This is a genomic window from Lysinibacillus sp. JNUCC 51 (assembly GCF_015999525.1).
GTDB classification, from domain to species: Bacteria; Bacillota; Bacilli; order Bacillales_A; family Planococcaceae; genus Lysinibacillus; species Lysinibacillus xylanilyticus.
Map to the genome: position 1 here is coordinate 396,903 of NZ_CP065545.1, position 18,688 is coordinate 415,590.

At 35.9% G+C, this 18,688-nt stretch carries 20 protein-coding genes; 6 read left to right on the forward strand and 14 right to left on the reverse strand.

Annotation, left to right across the window (positions count from 1 at the left end):
* Window positions 1-230: 230 nt before the first annotated feature.
* Window positions 231-971, reverse strand: coding sequence for a sulfite exporter TauE/SafE family protein (locus tag JNUCC51_RS02285; RefSeq protein WP_337990644.1), 741 nt, complete (start codon window positions 969-971; stop codon window positions 231-233).
* Between the two features lie 91 nt (window positions 972-1,062).
* Between JNUCC51_RS02285 and JNUCC51_RS02290 the strand changes: the two genes are divergently transcribed.
* Both JNUCC51_RS02290 and JNUCC51_RS02295 read left to right on the forward strand, forming a co-directional pair.
* The gene (locus JNUCC51_RS02290) at window positions 1,063-1,560 is read left to right on the forward strand and encodes a DUF1648 domain-containing protein (RefSeq protein WP_337990645.1); all 498 of its coding nucleotides are present in this window, start codon (window positions 1,063-1,065) and stop codon (window positions 1,558-1,560) included.
* A 475-nt stretch (window positions 1,561-2,035) separates the two neighbouring features.
* Complete coding sequence (locus tag JNUCC51_RS02295; RefSeq protein ID WP_337990646.1) at window positions 2,036-3,562, forward strand: MDR family MFS transporter; 1,527 nt, start codon at window positions 2,036-2,038, stop codon at window positions 3,560-3,562.
* A gap of 743 nt (window positions 3,563-4,305) precedes the next feature.
* Here the strand turns inward: JNUCC51_RS02295 and JNUCC51_RS02300 are convergent.
* From JNUCC51_RS02300 to JNUCC51_RS02320, 5 genes are all read right to left on the reverse strand, one after another.
* The gene (locus tag JNUCC51_RS02300) at window positions 4,306-4,491 is read right to left on the reverse strand and encodes a helix-hairpin-helix domain-containing protein (RefSeq protein WP_337990647.1); all 186 of its coding nucleotides are present in this window, start codon (window positions 4,489-4,491) and stop codon (window positions 4,306-4,308) included.
* A gap of 389 nt (window positions 4,492-4,880) precedes the next feature.
* On the reverse strand, window positions 4,881-5,489 hold the full coding sequence (locus JNUCC51_RS02305) for a CPBP family intramembrane glutamic endopeptidase (protein WP_337990648.1): 609 nt from the start codon (window positions 5,487-5,489) through the stop codon (window positions 4,881-4,883).
* 220 nt (window positions 5,490-5,709) lie between these two features.
* Window positions 5,710-6,111, reverse strand: coding sequence for a hypothetical protein (locus JNUCC51_RS02310; protein WP_337990649.1), 402 nt, complete (start codon window positions 6,109-6,111; stop codon window positions 5,710-5,712).
* A gap of 60 nt (window positions 6,112-6,171) precedes the next feature.
* Window positions 6,172-6,600, reverse strand: coding sequence for a GNAT family N-acetyltransferase (locus JNUCC51_RS02315; RefSeq protein ID WP_337990650.1), 429 nt, complete (start codon window positions 6,598-6,600; stop codon window positions 6,172-6,174).
* Between the two features lie 18 nt (window positions 6,601-6,618).
* Window positions 6,619-7,059: a GNAT family N-acetyltransferase gene (locus JNUCC51_RS02320; protein WP_337990651.1), complete on the reverse strand. Its 441-nt coding sequence runs from the start codon at window positions 7,057-7,059 to the stop codon at window positions 6,619-6,621.
* A gap of 112 nt (window positions 7,060-7,171) precedes the next feature.
* Here JNUCC51_RS02320 and pdxR point away from each other — a divergent pair, with 112 nt between their 5' ends.
* Window positions 7,172-8,560, forward strand: coding sequence for a MocR-like pyridoxine biosynthesis transcription factor PdxR (gene pdxR, locus JNUCC51_RS02325; RefSeq protein WP_337990652.1), 1,389 nt, complete (start codon window positions 7,172-7,174; stop codon window positions 8,558-8,560).
* Window positions 8,561-8,585: 25 nt separating this feature from the next.
* On the opposite strand, the gene JNUCC51_RS02330 is transcribed toward pdxR, so the two are convergent.
* The 4 genes from JNUCC51_RS02330 to JNUCC51_RS02345 all read right to left on the reverse strand — a co-directional run bounded on the left by JNUCC51_RS02330 (window position 8,586) and on the right by JNUCC51_RS02345 (window position 11,806).
* Window positions 8,586-8,984 carry a DUF5412 domain-containing protein gene (locus JNUCC51_RS02330; protein WP_337990653.1) on the reverse strand — a complete coding sequence of 133 codons (399 nt, stop codon included), beginning with the start codon at window positions 8,982-8,984 and terminating at the stop codon, window positions 8,586-8,588.
* A gap of 201 nt (window positions 8,985-9,185) precedes the next feature.
* Window positions 9,186-10,409 carry a GNAT family N-acetyltransferase gene (locus tag JNUCC51_RS02335; protein WP_337990654.1) on the reverse strand — a complete coding sequence of 408 codons (1,224 nt, stop codon included), beginning with the start codon at window positions 10,407-10,409 and terminating at the stop codon, window positions 9,186-9,188.
* Window positions 10,406-11,137, reverse strand: coding sequence for an AAA family ATPase (locus tag JNUCC51_RS02340; RefSeq protein WP_337990655.1), 732 nt, complete (start codon window positions 11,135-11,137; stop codon window positions 10,406-10,408). The genes JNUCC51_RS02335 and JNUCC51_RS02340 overlap by 4 nt, the downstream gene beginning before the upstream one ends.
* Before the next feature lie 360 nt (window positions 11,138-11,497).
* A complete protein-coding gene (locus JNUCC51_RS02345) occupies window positions 11,498-11,806 on the reverse strand; it encodes a hypothetical protein (RefSeq protein ID WP_337990656.1) in 309 nt (102 codons plus the stop codon).
* Between the two features lie 525 nt (window positions 11,807-12,331).
* On the opposite strand from JNUCC51_RS02345, the gene JNUCC51_RS02350 reads away from it, so the two are divergent.
* Both JNUCC51_RS02350 and fumC read left to right on the forward strand, forming a co-directional pair.
* Entirely contained in the window at window positions 12,332-12,547 is a 216-nt protein-coding gene (locus tag JNUCC51_RS02350) for a hypothetical protein (RefSeq protein WP_049666100.1), read from the forward strand.
* A 462-nt stretch (window positions 12,548-13,009) separates the two neighbouring features.
* Entirely contained in the window at window positions 13,010-14,401 is a 1,392-nt protein-coding gene (fumC, locus tag JNUCC51_RS02355; RefSeq protein ID WP_337990657.1) for a class II fumarate hydratase, read from the forward strand.
* A gap of 294 nt (window positions 14,402-14,695) precedes the next feature.
* Here fumC and JNUCC51_RS02360 read toward each other — a convergent pair whose 3' ends face one another.
* Window positions 14,696-15,463, reverse strand: coding sequence for a CsxC family protein (locus JNUCC51_RS02360; RefSeq protein ID WP_337990658.1), 768 nt, complete (start codon window positions 15,461-15,463; stop codon window positions 14,696-14,698).
* Window positions 15,464-15,775: 312 nt separating this feature from the next.
* On the opposite strand from JNUCC51_RS02360, the gene JNUCC51_RS02365 reads away from it, so the two are divergent.
* Window positions 15,776-16,369 (forward strand): YdeI/OmpD-associated family protein, encoded by a 594-nt coding sequence (locus JNUCC51_RS02365; protein WP_337990659.1) that lies wholly within the window; start codon window positions 15,776-15,778, stop codon window positions 16,367-16,369.
* Between the two features lie 171 nt (window positions 16,370-16,540).
* Here the strand turns inward: JNUCC51_RS02365 and JNUCC51_RS02370 are convergent, their stop codons facing one another.
* From JNUCC51_RS02370 to JNUCC51_RS02380, 3 genes are all read right to left on the reverse strand, one after another.
* The gene (locus JNUCC51_RS02370) at window positions 16,541-17,245 is read right to left on the reverse strand and encodes an SAM-dependent methyltransferase (protein WP_337990660.1); all 705 of its coding nucleotides are present in this window, start codon (window positions 17,243-17,245) and stop codon (window positions 16,541-16,543) included.
* A 221-nt stretch (window positions 17,246-17,466) separates the two neighbouring features.
* Window positions 17,467-18,045 (reverse strand): signal peptidase I, encoded by a 579-nt coding sequence (gene lepB, locus JNUCC51_RS02375; RefSeq protein ID WP_337990661.1) that lies wholly within the window; start codon window positions 18,043-18,045, stop codon window positions 17,467-17,469.
* 74 nt (window positions 18,046-18,119) lie between these two features.
* The gene (locus tag JNUCC51_RS02380) at window positions 18,120-18,311 is read right to left on the reverse strand and encodes a hypothetical protein (RefSeq protein ID WP_337990662.1); all 192 of its coding nucleotides are present in this window, start codon (window positions 18,309-18,311) and stop codon (window positions 18,120-18,122) included.
* Between the last annotated feature and the right edge of the window lie 377 nt (window positions 18,312-18,688).

An 18,688-nucleotide genomic window follows, 5' to 3' on the forward strand; every position in this document is an offset into this window, starting at 1 on the left:
GCCGTTTTCGCAGGATGCGAAGGTTTTAGGCTAACTTCCTTATATTCATTCCTTTCAAAATCCGTGACATCCGCCGGAGGCTTTAGGCCAACACTATGTTGGTCACTCAGTCGTTGCCACAGGACGTGGCGTTCTTAGACTGAGTTCCTCTATTTCAGTAGATGTTTGGATATCCGCTGAATAGGAATTTCATCTCCATTTATCTCATCACCTTCATATGTGGGTGTTTTCTACTGAATGAAGATAAAATCATACAAGAGTTGTAAGATCAGCACAATGGTCACAATACGTAGTAATAGCTTTACTTGATTGGCCTTTACCTTTCTTGCAAGAATAATTCCTATTTGCGCACCAATTACAGAACCAACCATTAAAACAATTGTCAATGGCCAATCGATTTTACCTGTAGCAATATACGTAATTGCGGCTCCTGAGCACATCGCAAAAACACCTACACGTGAAAGACCAACAGCTTTCATATAAGAGATTTTCTCATGAGCATACGTATAAAGTGCCAGCGTACTGCTACCAGGACCGAACATTCCGTCATAAAAACCAACACCTAAAAGTATTGGTCCGTTTTTGCGATTCATTATAAAGCTTTCTTTATCTCCAAATTCAGCCCCTCCTATAAAGGACATAATAAGAGCAAATCCTAATAAAACAATCGCGATGAACGTCAATGTTTGACTGCTCATAAACGATGCAAACAGACCACCAAGTGTACCCCCTACTAGGGAAACAACTAATACTGAACGCATTTCTGACCATAACAATTCTTTTCTTTTATAAATAGTATAGAAGCTTGAAAAAGCACTAACCATATTTGAAACTTTATTCGCACCTATCGCCGAATGGACCGGTACCCCCATAAGCATCATGGTTGGTAATGTGATTAACCCGCCACCTCCCACTAACGTTCCAATGACGTTGCCAGTGATACCTATTAGTAAAAACAACAAGTATTCCATCTAATCCTTCTTTCTATAACACACATGATGGTATTCATATGATACAGTATAACAGACTGGTATTTTTTAAGATAAACTAAGAGGTGAACGAATGCTTGAACAACAAAAAACACCTACACCGCGTTTTTGTAAGCCGCTAACGCTTATTGTCGCGACGATTTTTTTAGCTGGCATTACGGCAACGCTTATCCAATACAATAAGCTTCCCGCAACAATACCCGTTTTGCAAAGCTTTTCGAGTGAACATGCGCAATTTGGGCCGAAAATCGCCATTTTTTATTTACCCTTCATTGCCCTAATGCTATTTTTGCTTTTACAATACTTAGAGATTAAAGCTGCTTATCCTGTCCTACGTAAAAATAAGCCGACCTTATCTCATACTGAACGACAAAATGGGATCATTACCTTTTGTCTAATCAAAAATAGTATATTATTATACTTTACGTATTCACTTTTCAATGACCTAACAGTGGCTTTAGGCCATAAACGTATTTTATTGCAATGGCATGCTTATTTATTTCTATTTGTACTAAGTATTATATTTATATTTAGTATCGTACGTGGCATATTATTGAACAAAAAGAAATAGAAGCTGTCCTAGTACTAATGTATGGCATCGTTTTACCCCTTTAGATATGTTTTGTCTAAAGGGGTTTCTGTGCTCTTTCATTTTGTTCAGAAATATGTACTTCTTTTCCTCGTTGTGCAGAAAAGTCATATTTTATATATTATGACACCTTAAATTTATTGAGATAATAGGTTTTATGCGAAATGAGAAGACCTGATATCAAAAAGCCGGTGAAATTTTACTCGTCGTAAAATTTCACCGGCTTTATATTCATTTATTTTTTTCATTATGTATAACTTTCTTCGAAAATCTAATCCGCAATATCTACTTCAATTTCAAATGACCCACTTCTCTCCAAAAGAAAATGCTGGATCCTATATGCATATATAAACTTGACAGAACTGATATAATAGCAAATGGTTATTTAAACATCCCCTATCAAGATACATATTGATAGTTAAAAATAGTAGGGATTCACCAAAACGGAGGTTTGAAAGTGGCAAAGAATACAAATAAAATAGGTGTAGTAATCGCTGGGCTATTGTTAGCGATTTTAATGGCTGCAATGGATAATACAATTGTAGCAACTGCAATCAGTACAATTGTTGGGGATCTTGGTGGATATGACAAACTTGTCTGGGTAACATCAGCTTATATGATAGCGTCGATTGCAGGTATGCCGATTTTCGGTAAATTATCCGATATGTATGGTCGTAAAAGATTCTTTATTTTCGGTTTAGTTGTATTTTTAATCGGTTCGGCACTAGCCGGTACATCAAACTCAATTATTCAGCTTAGCATTTACCGTGCAATTCAAGGTATTGGTGGCGGTGCATTAATGCCAATCGCATTCACAATTATGTTTGATGTAGTGTCTCCAGATAAACGCGGGAAAATGGGTGGATTATTTGGGGCAGTATTTGGTCTCTCAAGTATCTTTGGTCCGCTTCTTGGAGCCTATTTAACAGATTATGTTCATTGGTCTTGGATTTTCTATATTAATTTACCACTTGGGCTAATTGCCTTTGTGTTAGTTGCAAAATTTTACAATGAATCTATTGCACATACCAAGCAAAAAATTGACTACTTTGGCGCAGTTACTTTAGTTAGTTCAGTAGTAAGTTTAATGTTTGCTCTTGAGCTAGGCGGCAAAGAATATGCTTGGGATTCCGCAATGATTCTTGGATTATTCGCTCTATTTACAGTGTTTCTTATTAGCTTTATCTTAATTGAACTACGTGTAGAAGAGCCTATTATTTCCTTTAAAATGTTCAAAAATCGTCTCTATGCAACGAGTAATATCATTTCAATATTTGCTGGTGCTGCTTACATTACCGCTGCCATCTACATTCCAATTTTTGTTCAAGGTGTACTTGGAGGCTCTGCAACGAACTCAGGTCTTATTTTACTTCCGATGATGGTAGGTTCAGTTGTAACAGCATCTGTGGGTGGCGCTCTCCTCACGAAATTTAAATATCGAACGATTATGTTACCGACTTTAACTTTATTTGTTGTTGGTATTGCCTTACTTACAACATTGACAACTGAAACGTCGCACCTTATGGTAACAATCTTTATGATACTTGTTGGTCTTGGCATTGGCTCGTCTTTCTCTGTGTTGAGCAATGCCGTTATTCATGGTCTCAGTATGAGACAACGTGGCTCGGCTAACTCAACGCTAAACTTCAATCGAGAACTTGGAATGACATTAGGAATTACAGTGTTTGGGATTATTCAAAACCATATTTTCTCAAATAAATTAACGTCCGCGTTTAGTGGTCAAGCACCTACTGGTATGGATTTAAGTGATCCGAGTGTAATTCTAACATCCGAAACTCGAAGCTTCATTCCTGTAGAGGTTCTCGATAAAATGCAAGAAGCACTTACTATTTCAGTTGCTCATACTTTTGCTTGGGCGATAATCCCAGCTGCTATTGCGCTAATTATGGCATTTGCTATGGGTAGAGAGCAATTCGACCCTGCTTCTGAAATGGAAACGTACAATAAAGATGCATCACATTAATATATGAGCCTGTATTTCACAAATTAACAAAATGCGACCTCTCCTCAATTAAAACTATTAGAATTCGAAACAGCAATAAAGATTGAGGTAATCGTATGAAAAAGCAATTAAAAAAAAGCCAATAAAATCAAAAATATATCAGAAATAAGTTTAAATCATACTATATTTACTGGAGCTTAAGTTAAATTTTCAATTCACAAAAGACAGATTTATTCTACACGTTATGTAGGTTAAATCTGTCTTTTAGTTTCAACAGCAACAATTTTTGAGAAAACAGCCTTTTTTAATCAAATCTTCATAAATAAAGAGTTTATTTCACAGCCATTCATCATACATTTCTTCACGAGCATGATTGAACAACTTGGCCTATTTTCGGGCAGTTTGATACTTTTCATGTCCCAACAAAGGTTACTAACTTATCCTCTAATTTCATAAAATTGTCCAGAATAAAATATGTATAAGTCTATAAATCAATGCGATTGCAATAATGGCAAAAAAATCCCGCGATAAAATAGATAAGTGAACCCCAGCTAGTGTAACACCAAAATGAAAATGGCCAGTTTTGTAATTTTTATAATTTCTCCTATTGTAGTTTCCTCCGCATTTTTCGAGAAAAAATAAAGCCTGCTCCAAGGAAGAATACAAGCGCCATAAACTTCATTAGAGGAATAATAAATAACTTGCTAATCACGAAAACAACAAGGATATAATAGACCACCATTGCCAGTAAAAATAAAGTCAGTTTATTCACTGTGCTTCCTACTTTCATTCAGTGCTACTTCAATGGCCGCTAGCGCTTTCGGTCCCATCCCGTGTAAGTTTTTTAACGTTGATAAATCAACCTTTTCTAATTGCTCTAATTGTGTATAGCCTGCCGCATTTAATGCACGTATAGCAGGTTTTGCTACTCCCTTTGGCCATTCCGTCATTTATGCTCGTCCCTTCTTTTTTCGTCTATTAAGTATCTCTGTTCCTATAATACCTATTATGAGTATAACTAGTGAGACGACATGATAATCAGCAAAAAAGTCGTAAAAGCTATATTATAATAACTGCATATTGCGGTGATAATACGCTCTCCCAATCAATTATGCCTCGGCATAATTGCGTCCTGAATCGGCTTTGTGCGTGCACAAAGAACTCCTTTCCGATTCCGTGACATCCGCCGGAGGCATTAACTTTTTTCAGATACTGAAAGAAGTTAATATAAAACCGACAATCAAGCATCCTTTTACTACCTGCTCGATGAATTGCACTTCTATCACCTCTCTGCTTTATTATGCAATCGAACATGATGAAATGCAAATGAGCTAGGCCATTAGAGCACATTAAACATTGCCATAAAGGAAGCAATAAGATTACCAATGCCATGTATGCCCCAGCTTGTTATGATCGAGCCATTAGACTTTCTTTCATTGATCCACCCCATTAAATAACCTGCAAGCGCAGTTGCGATAACAACTAACACCACAACTCCAAAAGGAATAAAAGAAAACATCATCAATCCATGTAAAATGCCAAATAATAAACTTTGTATTATATTCCCCATTTGAAAACCAAACTTATGCATGAATCTTTTTAATAAAAAGCCTCGGAATAACAGCTCCTCTGACAACCCTGTTTGTACAAATGAATGGAAAAGTGCTGGAATGAGCGCTGAAAAACCAAGTCCTGTAAAACGATTGGTCGCTAAGGTTGAACTGTCTAGGTAGAAATAGCTGATTGTAGTAAGGGGTACGAATAATAAAATAATAATGAATAAAAACCATAGAAAATAATTCCCCTTATTTTCAATGACAGGCTTTTGAAGGCCGAGCCATGTCAAAAATGATTGTTCCTTTCTTGCTGAGAAAAACCACCAAACAAACGGTATAGCCGAAAATAAAATGACCTGAAAAACTGCATTTATTACACTTTCCAAAACCATAATTTTTCCCCCTGTTCATAATGTTTACATTAAGAATGACAAGCAATGGGTGCAAGGTGCTTTTCGGAAATCGTCGGTAGTCAATATTGCTATCCTTCTTCATATTAAGCATATTAAAGAGCAGAGTTAAAATCAACCGTTTTTTAATGATAATCGTTAAAAAATTATTCTTTATAATTAAAAAAAGTAAAAAAAAGCAACTAGAATATACTAGTCGCTTTCATTCTTTATTCGGATTTCGCTCAATAAAATCTGTAATTTCATCTTTTAAATCATAAACTAAATTAAAATAATGATGCTCGTTCATTGCGCCTTTCTTTCGCCATTTTTGCATTTCTTGATAGTGGAATGTCACAAAATAATTTATAATTTCACGTTGGTCAATACCTTCCCTTTTTGCCATATCGACAATAGAAAGTCCTTCTTTCCAGTATTGATCATACACGTCTTTCGTGATCCCGAGAACCTTACAAATAGCATCATAATCGTATTTCACATGGTAAACAAGCTGTCCTTCTTCACCATTTGCATGTTGTTGAATTACATTATTTGCATATCCAATTGGTGTAAAGCTCATTATAAGTATGCTCGTGAGAAAAAACTTTTTGACTGGTGCTTTCATTTTAAACCTCCTTCATGTTTCCACTAGTGTGTGAGGTTTAAAAAATCATATTCCTTTTGATCACAATGCTTTCCGAAAAGAATAGCACCATTTTTCATACCCTAATCGATCTTCATAAAAACGATGCGCACTAGTCCTTTGAATACCAGACTCTAAAGCAATATAGTGCCCGCCTTTATCTTTTCCCCATTGGTGAAGATATTGTAATAATTTCTCACCATAGCCTCTAGAACGATACTTCTCATCCGTTACTAAATCATAGACAAAAATATGGCGTTCACTGTAAAAATTGACTCTCCAACTTAATCCGGCTACCGCCACAATTTGCATGTGTTCATATAATGCAAATAACATATAGCCATCACGGGTCATTTCCTTTAATAATAGGAGGTACTTTTCTAATGTTAATTCCGTACGAAGCTGCGCCATAACGGGATATGCTTCCATCCACTCCTGCTGAGAGGTTAACTGCTTGATTGTTACGGTCATCTTTCGAATCTCCTCCTTTTACCAATACTTAATATAATGAAATACCCCATCATCTATTTTCATCCCAAGCTTTTCATATAGTTTTTGAGCACGAACGTTATCTGTCGCTGTTTCTAACCCAATATAACGTGCATCATTCTGTAAACAGTATGAGTAACAATGTTCAATTAGGCTATGTGCCACACCTTGTTTTCTGGCATGCTCTGCCACAAATAAATCATTTAAAATAAACGCCTTTTTCATTGCAACAGATGAAAAAACAGGATAGAGCTGGACAAAACCAACTGGCTGCGCGTCCAAATAAGCTAGAAAGATAGTCGATTCCTCCTTTTTTAAACGCTCTACGAGAAACTCCTCAGCTTGCCCTAAGTCTGATGGTTGACCGTAAAATTCTCGATATGCATTAAATAAAGGCACCACGTCTCGAACTGTCGCTAAGGTTACTGTACAAATCTCCATTAACTGATCTCCCCATTTCTTTTTATATGTAATTCTTGTATTATGATAAAAAACAAACTGACATTTTAAAAGAAACAGTTCTCTACATCGCAACATGTCAAGGAGGAACTTTATGGAGGATTTTATTTTCTTATTCGTAGATGCAGAAGCAAAGTACAAACAAATTTATCAGCAAATCAAATGGTTAATCGAACAAGGGAGATTGAAAAAGAATGATTCTCTTCCGTCCATTCGAAGGCTAGCCGAATCTTTGCATGTCAGTAGGAATACCACTTTGACTGCTTATGAGCAGCTCGTAGCGGAAGGATACATACGCGGTGAAGGACGAAGAGGTTATTTTGTCAATGAATTTGAACAGGTTTTTCTACAGGAGGAGGAACGACCAAGTCTTACCCCAAAAACGAATAATACCAGTGTAGATATCATCATTGACTTTCGTGCCGGCGCAGTGGATCAACAGCATTTCCCGCTGAAAGTATGGCGTCAAATGGCTAATCAAGTGTTACCTTTAAAAAAATGCTATGAATATGGCGATTCTTTCGGCGAGCCACTTTTAAAGGAACAGCTTGTGCATTATTTGCTTCAAGCTCGAGGCGTTCATGTAAATGAAGAGGACATTATTATCGGTAGCAGCACGCAGCAAATGTTAATATATCTAGGCTTCCTATTAAAGCAGGAATTCCAAAGTGTTATTTTAGAAGACCCTGGTTACAACGGTGCACGAGAAGCGTTTAAGCTGCATGGCTTTCAGATAGAGACTTTACCTGTGTCGGAAAACGGTGCAAAGCTTGAGCATTTAACGCATTTACATTCGCGCTTACTCTATGTCACACCATCTCATCATTTTCCATACGGGGTTTCGATGAGCATTCAGCAGCGACAAACTTTAATTCAGTGGGCTAAAAAAGTTGATGGCTATATTCTTGAGGATGATTATGATGGTGAATTTCGTTATACTCAGCAGCCATTTCCTGCTCTCGCCTCACTCGACAAGTCACGTGTTATTTATATTGGAACATTTTCAAAATCATTTTTGCCAGCCATTCGTTTAAGCTATTTGGTACTACCGAAAGCACTTGTACAGCCATATAAAGCACGCTTTGCTCATTTTGAACATAACGCTTCGTCCTTACATCAATTAACAATGGCGAAATTCATGGAACAAGGTGAATGGACACGACATATAAAAAGAATGCGTATCACCTATAAACATAAAATAAATACGCTTGTAGAGGAACTAAAAAAGCAATTCGGAGAAAAAATTACAATACTCGGAGAGCAATCTGGACTTTATATATTGATCAAAGTTCATACACAATTTTCAGAAAAACAGCTCATTCAAAATGCACAACAATATGGAGTTAAGGTCTACCCTACAAGCTCATATTTTCTACAACCTCCGAGCTCTGTGCCTATTATTCAATTAGGCTTTAGTAAGTTAAAAATGGAGGAAATCATCCACGGCGTTCAACTGCTAAAAAAAGCTTGGATCACAGAATAATAAGCCATAACTGAAATGGTTATGGCTACTCATTATCTCGAAAATCATATGTTTCATCAGGCACATTCAATGTCACACCGTTAATACTTACTGTATCATCGTCGTTCCAATTAATGTGTGCTTCATTTTCTCGATATTGCCAATATATTTTCTTGGACTTTCTCTTTTCATGATTGAATACTAATTCTCCCAACACTGAAAAAGAAGTCGTCGCACCAGCGTCTGAAACATAAGCTTTCACTGTATAGGTTCCTTGTGGAGATGTAGATTCAGCAATCAGCTCTTGTTTAAACCTAGTCCAATCAAAAAACAGCCAATAAATACCGTACCCTATAATACCTGCAAAAAACAAAATCCAAATAAGTAGCACTAGAAGAGTTTTTTTGTATACTTTCTTAATTTCTAACCTTTCGGCATCGTTCATCTGCATCCTCCAATCTGTTTAAATAGAGACGATTTCAGCGGAATAGATGTTTCCTTATTTAGGAAATGAATTCGATAGAGAAGTTCTTTCGAGGAATTGGACTGACCTGAGCAGTTTTCTGCTGAACCTGAGCAGTTTTCCCTTTACCGAATAAAAAAGGAATATGCACAGTGTCTCTGTACATACTCCCCAATAATTTTTTTAAAAATAATCAATAAACGTTGGAATGCCTATTGGTAGCACCGTCTCTAGTAATGCAATCTCAATAGCATTGCCTTGTAAACGCTCGATTTTTTCTAAATAGCTCGGTCGTTTATAGCCAAGTAACATCGTAGCAAGTGTTTGAACAGTTAGCTGAATAGCATTTTCTGACTGTGTCTCACTCACCTTTTCAACTGCAACTTTTCCGTTTTGCTTCGTTATGACAAATGTGCCATTATTCCATGCCACAATGCGATCAGTAACAGCGAGTCTAAGGTGAAAATCATTTCCCGTGAATGGGTAGCGTAACAGAAATTCTTTTACATCTACAATTCGTGCCATAAAATAAGGGGACACCTTTTGTATAATCTCACTATCCTCTAACAAAAAGGCGACGGCTTCATTGCCAGTTGTTTTACCATAGACATTGTAAATCATCGAGCTATGTGCTGAGACAAAATTCCATAAACCTTTACGCGCCTCTTCCTGCAAATAGACAATTTCATCGATATAATAATTTTCCTCCATAATACGATAAAACATATAACCTTGTGGCATATCATCTTCGTCATAATACACTGCTGCCTGGAGATTCACATCACTATCAATAAATTTTTCCTCCCAAAAATCTTCCTGAAATTTTTCATTCCAAGCAATACTATTACGTACCATAACACCGTGCGTCTTCTTGGCATAGCTCGCATAAATGGCCACAACATCTTCATGTTTCGGATCGACACGGCGAATTTTCCCGTTTAACCCTTTATAGTGCGGAAGCTGCGTATCCTTGATCTGAAATTCAACTATATCACTCATAATTTCCCAGCCCTTTTTTCGGTAATACGGGATAGAATATGGAAATAAATAGGAAATACATAGTCCCTCGTCTCGCATCCGCTCTAGGCTTTCAATAATAAGGCTCTCCATCAAACCATGCCTAGAATATTCAGGATACGTTCCGACCGCAGTAATGCCTCCCATTTCATAAACCCTACCATGAACATTTACTTCAAAAGGTAGGCTTAAAATTTGAGATACAAGATGTGAACCATCAAACCAACCAATCGCATGTCCCTCATTAAATTGCTTACTTTTAGCATTCACAAAGCGACGATCCTTATGAATAGACATGGACATTTGAAAAACATAATTAAGCAAGTCTATTGACTGTGCCATTTCATCTAATCGAATTTCTCGCATGACTAAGCCTTTACGTTGATTCATGATTCTCTCTCCTCATCAAATAACTCTGAAAAAATGGTTTCTGGTGCATCTAAAAAGCGCTTCGTAACAATGTAATGTATAGTATCCTCATAACGTATAGACTCTATCTCCCCATTATCAAAACTATAGATTGTAGCATTTGGATAACCAAGCAAAATAGGTGAATGTGTGGCGATAATAAATTGTGCCTCATGCTCTAAATCTTTAATAATTTTGAGTAGGCTAAGCTGTCTTGTTGGTGACAAAGCCGCTTCAGGCTCATCCAATAAATAAATTGCCTTGCCTTTGAAGCGATGCATAAATAGTGATAAAAAGGACTCGCCATGTGATTGATGATGTAACGACTTACCCCCAAAAGCGGCATACTTATTAGGATGACTTTCCAACAAATCAATATGACTCGCAAATTGATAAAACGTTTCCGAACGTAGGAAAAAGCCATTTGAAACTTTTGGCCACCATGATAAACGGATAAATTCTCCAAGTGCAGATTCCGCTTTATGTACTTCATATAAATTTTGACGGCCGCCCCCCGCTGTATTAAAATCACAGCAATCAGCTATAGCCTCCAATAAGGTTGATTTCCCAGAGCCATTTTCCCCAACAAAGAAGGTCACGTTCGTAGGAAACTCTAGTTCCTGTAAATCCTGCAAACTTGGTATATTAAAGGGATATTGGTCTTTAACTTCAATATCTCCCTGTAAAACTTTACATGATTTTAAATACATTTCGTTTCCTCCTTTACTACTATTATATCGCTCTTACGCTACTCTGAAACCGACCTTTTTTCTAAATACAAGCTACACACCCCCAAAATAAACAAAAGGCTTATTCCAAAAAGGGAAATGGGCGACCATATTAACCTTGAATCAAATATCTGAAATAAAAATACGAATATTGGAACAAAGCATAAACTCATCATTACTATTAAAGGCGAACAATACTGAATACCTATCTACAATAAATACATTGGAAGCATGACACCGACTGCCGTCACTGCGATTATCCATGAAATATTTCCCGAGAAATACTTAAAAAATATGTCGAAAGTCGCGAAAAAAGATAATAAAATTATGCCATAATAACGGTTAGCTAAAATCATTCATAGAAGTAGTCCAACCAGCCTCATTTAATTTCTTAGAGTACATCGTACAAAGTACAGCTTCACCCACACCGCCAATACTCGCTATCAACGCGAAAATCACGGGCAAAGTTATGTCCATTTGAACAGCCGATTTCCCACTCACTACCGCTAATATTAATATAGTACAAGCGATAAAGGTCCCCGTGGCAATTCCCCAATCATAGAAAATCTTGTTCACGGATGTTAAAAATGCTGATAATATAAGTGCTACTAATCCTACTGTAGTTGCCTGTTTTTTGTAATCTCCTTTCATTTCCCCCTACTTGTTTTTATAAACACAGACAGACCGTGAATTTTTTCGATGAAGTAAATCAATCTTTTTTGAGCAATCAGGTATTCATTCGTGTCTCATTTCCCAAATAAAAAAACTTCATCTCAAATAAATATAGAGACGGAGTTATCCGCTGTACCACTCTGATTAGCTAGAAAGCTCACTTTACTATAACGGTATTTTCCTTTCATGCTTATAAAAAATCCTGGACGAGTTCATAAATGATTTGCGAGATGATTTTCACCAGCCATCACCTCTCTAAAGCAAACTACATTCATTACTCAATACATCAGAATTCATTTCAACTTTTTCGTCAAGCAACTAGCCAAAATATGTTCCCCTGAAGTATAACAAATGTTCTATATTATAGGTTCTTATCATAAATTGAGTAAAACCTTCCCCCTGCTAATTATCCTTCTAAAAACCCAGTCTCTTTTACATTACATACGAGCAATTATGGAAGGGCTTTTTTCTAGGTTCAATAAAAAAGTTATAAGGAGAAGAATTATGTTTGTAACTCATTTTTATGAAAACAAGACGTCCGTTTTAAGTCAGCTGCTCGTAAATTTACCTACTGTCGAAGAGAACATTAAAATTAAAGGACGTAAAGCAAAAGTTGTTCAAATTGTCCAAATTGACGACAACAACTATCAAGTAAGTATCATCTTTGAAAAAGTGCCTAAAAAACAACCATTAAAAGAAATTGGTAAGAAAAAGAGGTAGCTCTTCCCTATTTACCTAGCGACGCTATCATTTAATGGTAGCGTTTTAACTTTTAAAAAACGGGTTCGAACTCTGAGAAAAAATCCATTGCGAATTATTCTCAACGAAAATAATCTTTTAAAGAAAAGTATTTGACTTTTTAAATGATAACAATTATCATTATCAATAGATTATTTCTCTACTCCAAAAAATGCTTAGTTCAGAATCCCCCTTTTTTTGAAATAAGCATGTATCAAACGGATATTCTTACATCAGACTAAGAATATCCGTTTTTTAACTTTTATCAGCGGATGTCACGGATTTGGAAAGTAGTTAACAAAGGATGTTAGCCTAAAATCATTGCATCCTGTTGTTGCTGCCGCTTTGCTTTCGAGCTGCAACTTTAAACCAAATCCAGACGCAATTATGCCAAGGCATAAATGATCATTTAAGAGATTTACATAAATAAAGGAGCTGTTTTACATGGATTATCGAATTGAAAAAGACACTATGGGTGAAATTAAAGTACCTGCAGATAAAATTTGGGGTGCTCAAACGCAGCGCAGTAAAGAGAATTTCCAAATCGGGACAGAACAAATGCCTATTGAGCTAATTCAAGCAATGGCCATATTAAAGAAAAGTGCTGCGATCGCCAATAATAAATTAGGTAAATTATCAGATATAAAAACAAATGCGATTGTGCAAGCAGCTGATGAAATTTTAAAAGGTCAATGGGATGATCAATTCCCTCTTGTAGTGTGGCAAACTGGTAGTGGTACACAGTCAAATATGAACGTCAATGAGGTAATTGCGCACCGTGCAAACCAACTTTTACAAAATGCTGGCGAAGGTGAACGCATACATCCAAACGATGATGTCAATAAATCTCAAAGCTCAAACGATACCTTCCCAACGGCTTTGCATATTGCTGCAGTGTTAAAAGTTGAAGATTATTTATTGCCTCGACTACGTTTACTAAAAGCAACACTTGATGAAAAAGCAGAGAAATTTAAAGATATTATTAAAATTGGTCGTACACATTTACAAGACGCTACACCTTTAACTTTAGGTCAAGAAATTAGTGGCTGGGTAGCCATGCTTGCTAAATCTGACCAAATGATTGTCCAAAATATTGAATATATGAAAGAACTAGCGATTGGTGGAACAGCAGTTGGTACGGGTATTAACGCACATCCCGAATTTGGTGAGCGTGTAGCAGCGGAAATTAGTGAATTAACAGGAAAACATTTTACTTCTGCAGCAAATAAATTCCATGCACTGACAAGTCATGATGAAGCTGTTGTCGCACATGGCGCATTAAAAGCACTTGCAGCTGACTTGATGAAAATTGCCAATGATGTTCGTTGGTTAGCGAGTGGTCCTCGTTCAGGTATCGGAGAAATTACGATCCCTGAAAACGAACCAGGCTCATCCATTATGCCAGGTAAAGTAAATCCAACGCAAAGTGAAGCGATGACGATGGTTGTTACACAAGTCGTTGGCAATGATGCAACAATTGCCTTTGCCGCTTCCCAAGGTAACTTTGAGTTAAATGTTTTCAAGCCAGTAATTATCTATAACTTCTTACAATCAACTCGCCTACTAGCAGACACAATGAAATCATTTAATGATAATTGTGCTGTCGGTATCGAGCCAAATAAAGAAGTACTTGACCACAATTTACAAAATTCATTAATGCTTGTAACTGCATTAAACCCATATATCGGTTATGAAAATGCGGCAAAAATTGCGAAGAAAGCCCATAAAGAAGGCACAACATTAAAAGAAGCAGCGATTGCAACAGGTTTACTAACAGAAGAACAGTTCGATGAATATGTGGACCCTGCAACGATGATTTATCCAAATGTAAAGTGACAGGAATGTAATATGTACTTAGCAAGTTGATGTATATTACTGCATGTTTTGGGGTCTTGGCTTATTAATAACACTTTGATGGGCATGTTTATAGGATTGGGTAAGTAGGATTGGGAGTAATATCCCAGTCCTTTTTATTTTGCCTTCCACAAAAACACCTGCTGTAGCAAGTGCACTAATACTCTTGGTTATTAAATTGCAAAAAGGCAGTTGAAAATCGGATTCAACCAAACTTTCAACTGCCAACTTAAATATTAGATTTTTATTAGTGTACTGTCCTCTAAAAGCTAGAGATTATAAACTAGTAGGAGGAGTAAGTCCTAAAAGACTAGGAGTTACTACAGTAGTACCAGCTCCAAGGCGGACTTGTTGAACTTGCAGTACTTTTACAGTTAAATCAAGTACAATTTTTTCACGTAAAGTGCTGAAAGCAGCTTCTGGTGCTACCATCATTGGTGAAAAATCAAGTTCAAAGAAGTTTGCAGCAACTAACTCGCCAAATGGTTGTTCATTGTATTTAACAAGATTTTGGAAGAAAACCTTGTCTAATCTAGCATCCATTTGCGTACTTTCATTAAGGAAGTTCGCTTCGGCAAACTCAGAAATTCCTAAGATTGGAGTAGGACCTCCAGTTGTTTGTGGGAAAGTTAGATCTGTAAAACCTGAAAACGGAACATCTGCAATTCTATCTTGAAGTGCCGCATTACATGCTGCTGCAGCATATTCAATATTTTTACGAATATGTCCGGCAACAAATAATTTAGCTCTTGTTACCCTAAAGAAGTCAGTGTTAGCAATACGTGCAAAGCTAACTGGTACTAGTTTAACTTGATTTAGGAATACATTTTTCTTCACTCTTTTGATTTCAGTTGCTGCAGGAGTAAGTGTAATATCCGACTCAATTACAATTTGAATTGTTGGTTCTGCAAGTACAACTGGAACTTTGATAGTTGGAGCTGTAACCGGTGTAGTAACTAGTGTAGTAGCCTCACTATTGAATGGTATTTGTTCAGTTGATGTTACTGGACAAGGTAGATTTTGATTTTCAAATTGACTACTCAAAAAAAATTCCCTCCTTTCATTTTTAGCATTAGAGAATGCTCTCTATATTGCTAGAATATGTAGCGATTAAATCTATGTATGGACGTGTATACTAGTTTTTTTCTGATTTTTAAAAAGGAATTTTTGAACTGAAAGATAAAAATGAACATCAAAATGCTAGATATTCACCCGTTTGATCACCCGGTTTTAATTGTTTAGTTACCTTTTTAGATTTAGCTAGACATAACACTAATTAATGTTTTATTATAAATCGATTAGATAAAAAATTAATTAATTTCATGTAATTAAATAATGGTAAAGGGGTGTTCCTTGATGACAAATAGTAAAATGAATCCGAAGGTTGATGAATTTTTAAGTAAAGCAAAAAAGTGGCAAGAAGAATATTCGGCGTTGAGAAATATTGTTCTTGATTGTGAACTGACTGAAGAATTTAAATGGATGCATCCTTGTTACACGCTCGAGAAAAAAAACATAGTTTTAATACATGGATTTAAAGATTATTGTGCACTTCTGTTTCACAAAGGTGCTTTGCTAAAAGATGCCCATGGAATTCTAATTCAACAAACAGAAAATGTACAGGCAGCGCGCCAAATTCGTTTCACCAGCGTTCAAGAAATAGTCGGAATGGAAACTATCATAAAAGAGTATATTCGTGAAGCCATTGAAGTAGAAAAAGCTGGTTTAGAAGTGCCTATGAAAGAGCATAAGGAATACATAATTCCTGAAGAACTGCACAGTAAATTCGATGAAATGCCTACCTTAAAAACCGCTTTTGAAGAATTGACGCCTGGACGACAAAGAGCATATATTCTACATTTTTCACAACCTAAACAATCCAAAACTAGAGTGTCAAGGATCGAAAAATGCACGCAGCAAATACTTGATGGTAAAGGATTAAATGATTAAGTATACCGTGAGAAATTTAAGTAGGATTGGGGATAGTACCCCAGTCCTTTTTTATTTGCCAGTCCGATAAAGGTAGCTATAAATATTTAATCTCCCATATTCCGTTCTTGTGGGTAAATGAATCTATCGAGCCCTGTTTCAAATTTACTGGCAGTCTTTGAATATCCAATATTACTTCAGTTTAATGAATAACATGGCATTAGCATTCTTTTGAAATTCGTATGGTACTGTTACTTCTTCAATTAAATGAATATCTTCTTTTATATCCTTTATTAACTGCGATAATAGATTGTATTTATGACCATATAAATCTGTTAATGGAAAAATGCGAATTTCTTTTTTTGTTACACGAATTAGTTCTTTAATGCTTTTCAAGTGGAATTGATAATCTAATCGATCAGAATACATAAATAACAAATGTGCAGAAATTGACATATCAAATTGTTTATCCTTAAATGGCAGTAATGGTAATGTAACAGCTCGATAATGTTGTGGATTAGTTCTTATATCCTCTACACAATCTTTTAATGCGCGATTCCTTTCTTCTCTTAATGCATCTATATCTCGAAAATAATCCCACACATAATTTTCTTTTGCTTTTTCCATGTGCTTCATTGTATGCTCAATATCTGCTAACCCTTTTCGTTCTAAATCATTCACATGATGATAGTAAGCAATATCACAAGCGGTAGATTGAATTCCTAGTTTATTAGCATGCGCTGTAAAAGAACATGCTCCTCCAGCACAATCTAAAACATTCTTATTAATTAAATCTTTTGGAGATAAATCAAACATTTTAATGTATTCGTTATATGTTCGCCCGATAAATACAATTCGATTAATATCTAACTTTAAATCTTCTTTAACAATACTCATCTATTTTTCTCCTTTTATTTTTGGTAATCCAAGAGACATCACCATACCGTATAAAATTATAAAGAGCATTTGAATTTAACATCAAATGCTCTCTCAGTGGTGAACGATAATATAAACTTAAAGGCTCCCTCGTTGTATTCTATATCTTCCCCAGGTTACACAATTAAGTTTTTGAATCTCCCCTGCTTTGCTTTTTTCTAGATTAAAACCAAAGTTTTACTTTAGTTAAAACTTAAGTCAATATGCTCGATCGGCCAACAGATGATACTTGTTGTACCCATTATTTTTTCTTTAGGGATGAACCCTACCTCAGGAAACCTACTATCTTTACTAACCCGACGATTATCACCTAATACAAAGTAATTCCCTTCAGGTACGGTAGTTTCACCTAAAATTTGTTCTAACTTAAAATCATAAGTGAGTGACCCAGAATCTTTTAATTCTTTTTTGTATTGGTCTAAATAAGGTTCACTGTATTTCTCTCCGTTTATGTATAATTGATCATCCTTATACTCAATTTTATCCCCTGGTAGACCAATGATACGTTTAATATAATTTTCTTCTTCATTCATTTTAACAACCACAATGTCAAATCGATCAACCGACTTAAATTTCGGACCGATTTTGTTAATAATAACACGGTCTTGGTCTTCAAGAGTCGGCATCATCGAAGCCCCTTTTACGAGGACAGGGGTAAATAAAAACTGTTTGATGACAAACGCCACCAATAAAGCGAATGCAATCGCCTTTATCCATTCAACTAACTCATTTTTTTGTTTTCCTTGTACTTTCTCTTCCAAAATTTCACCTCCCAGCGTTTCTCTTATTTAATACGTAAAAAAAGGGAAATAGTTTCAATTTTATGTTCGTAATCCTAAAATAATCCAACATAAAGGGCATTTCTATTTACATAAAGAACATTTTTAAAGGGAGACAAGTTTTTGTCTCCCTCTCCATTATTATAGGCAGCCTTTTCAAGTTCCGGGACTTGTTCCAAGACTTCTACCGCCATCATTCTCCCAACGATCAATGTCCCAAACAACATCAACATCTTCCCAGCCGTCATGTATTTCTCCGTTAGGAAGGGTACCAGTTCTTATTATAGAAATAATACATCATCCTTTTTTTATCAATTTCGCCTTGGCTAATTGAGTCTGGATTTTGAATTGTGCCGGCACAATTCAAAATCCATGATATCCGCCGGAGGCTTTATCTTCATTCAGTAGGTGTTTGACTGAATGAAAATAAATATTTCATGTTTCTATATTATGTATTGTTGTTTGTTTTGTTCCCCAAAATGAAGGTTGTATTGAAGATGATAATCCAACAGCCACAGAACAATTTAACCATTTCCATGGTTGCATATTCTTTAAATGAACTATCATAAAAATTACAGATGCTAGAACAATCACTGGAATTTTAGGGAATATCAAATTTAAATAT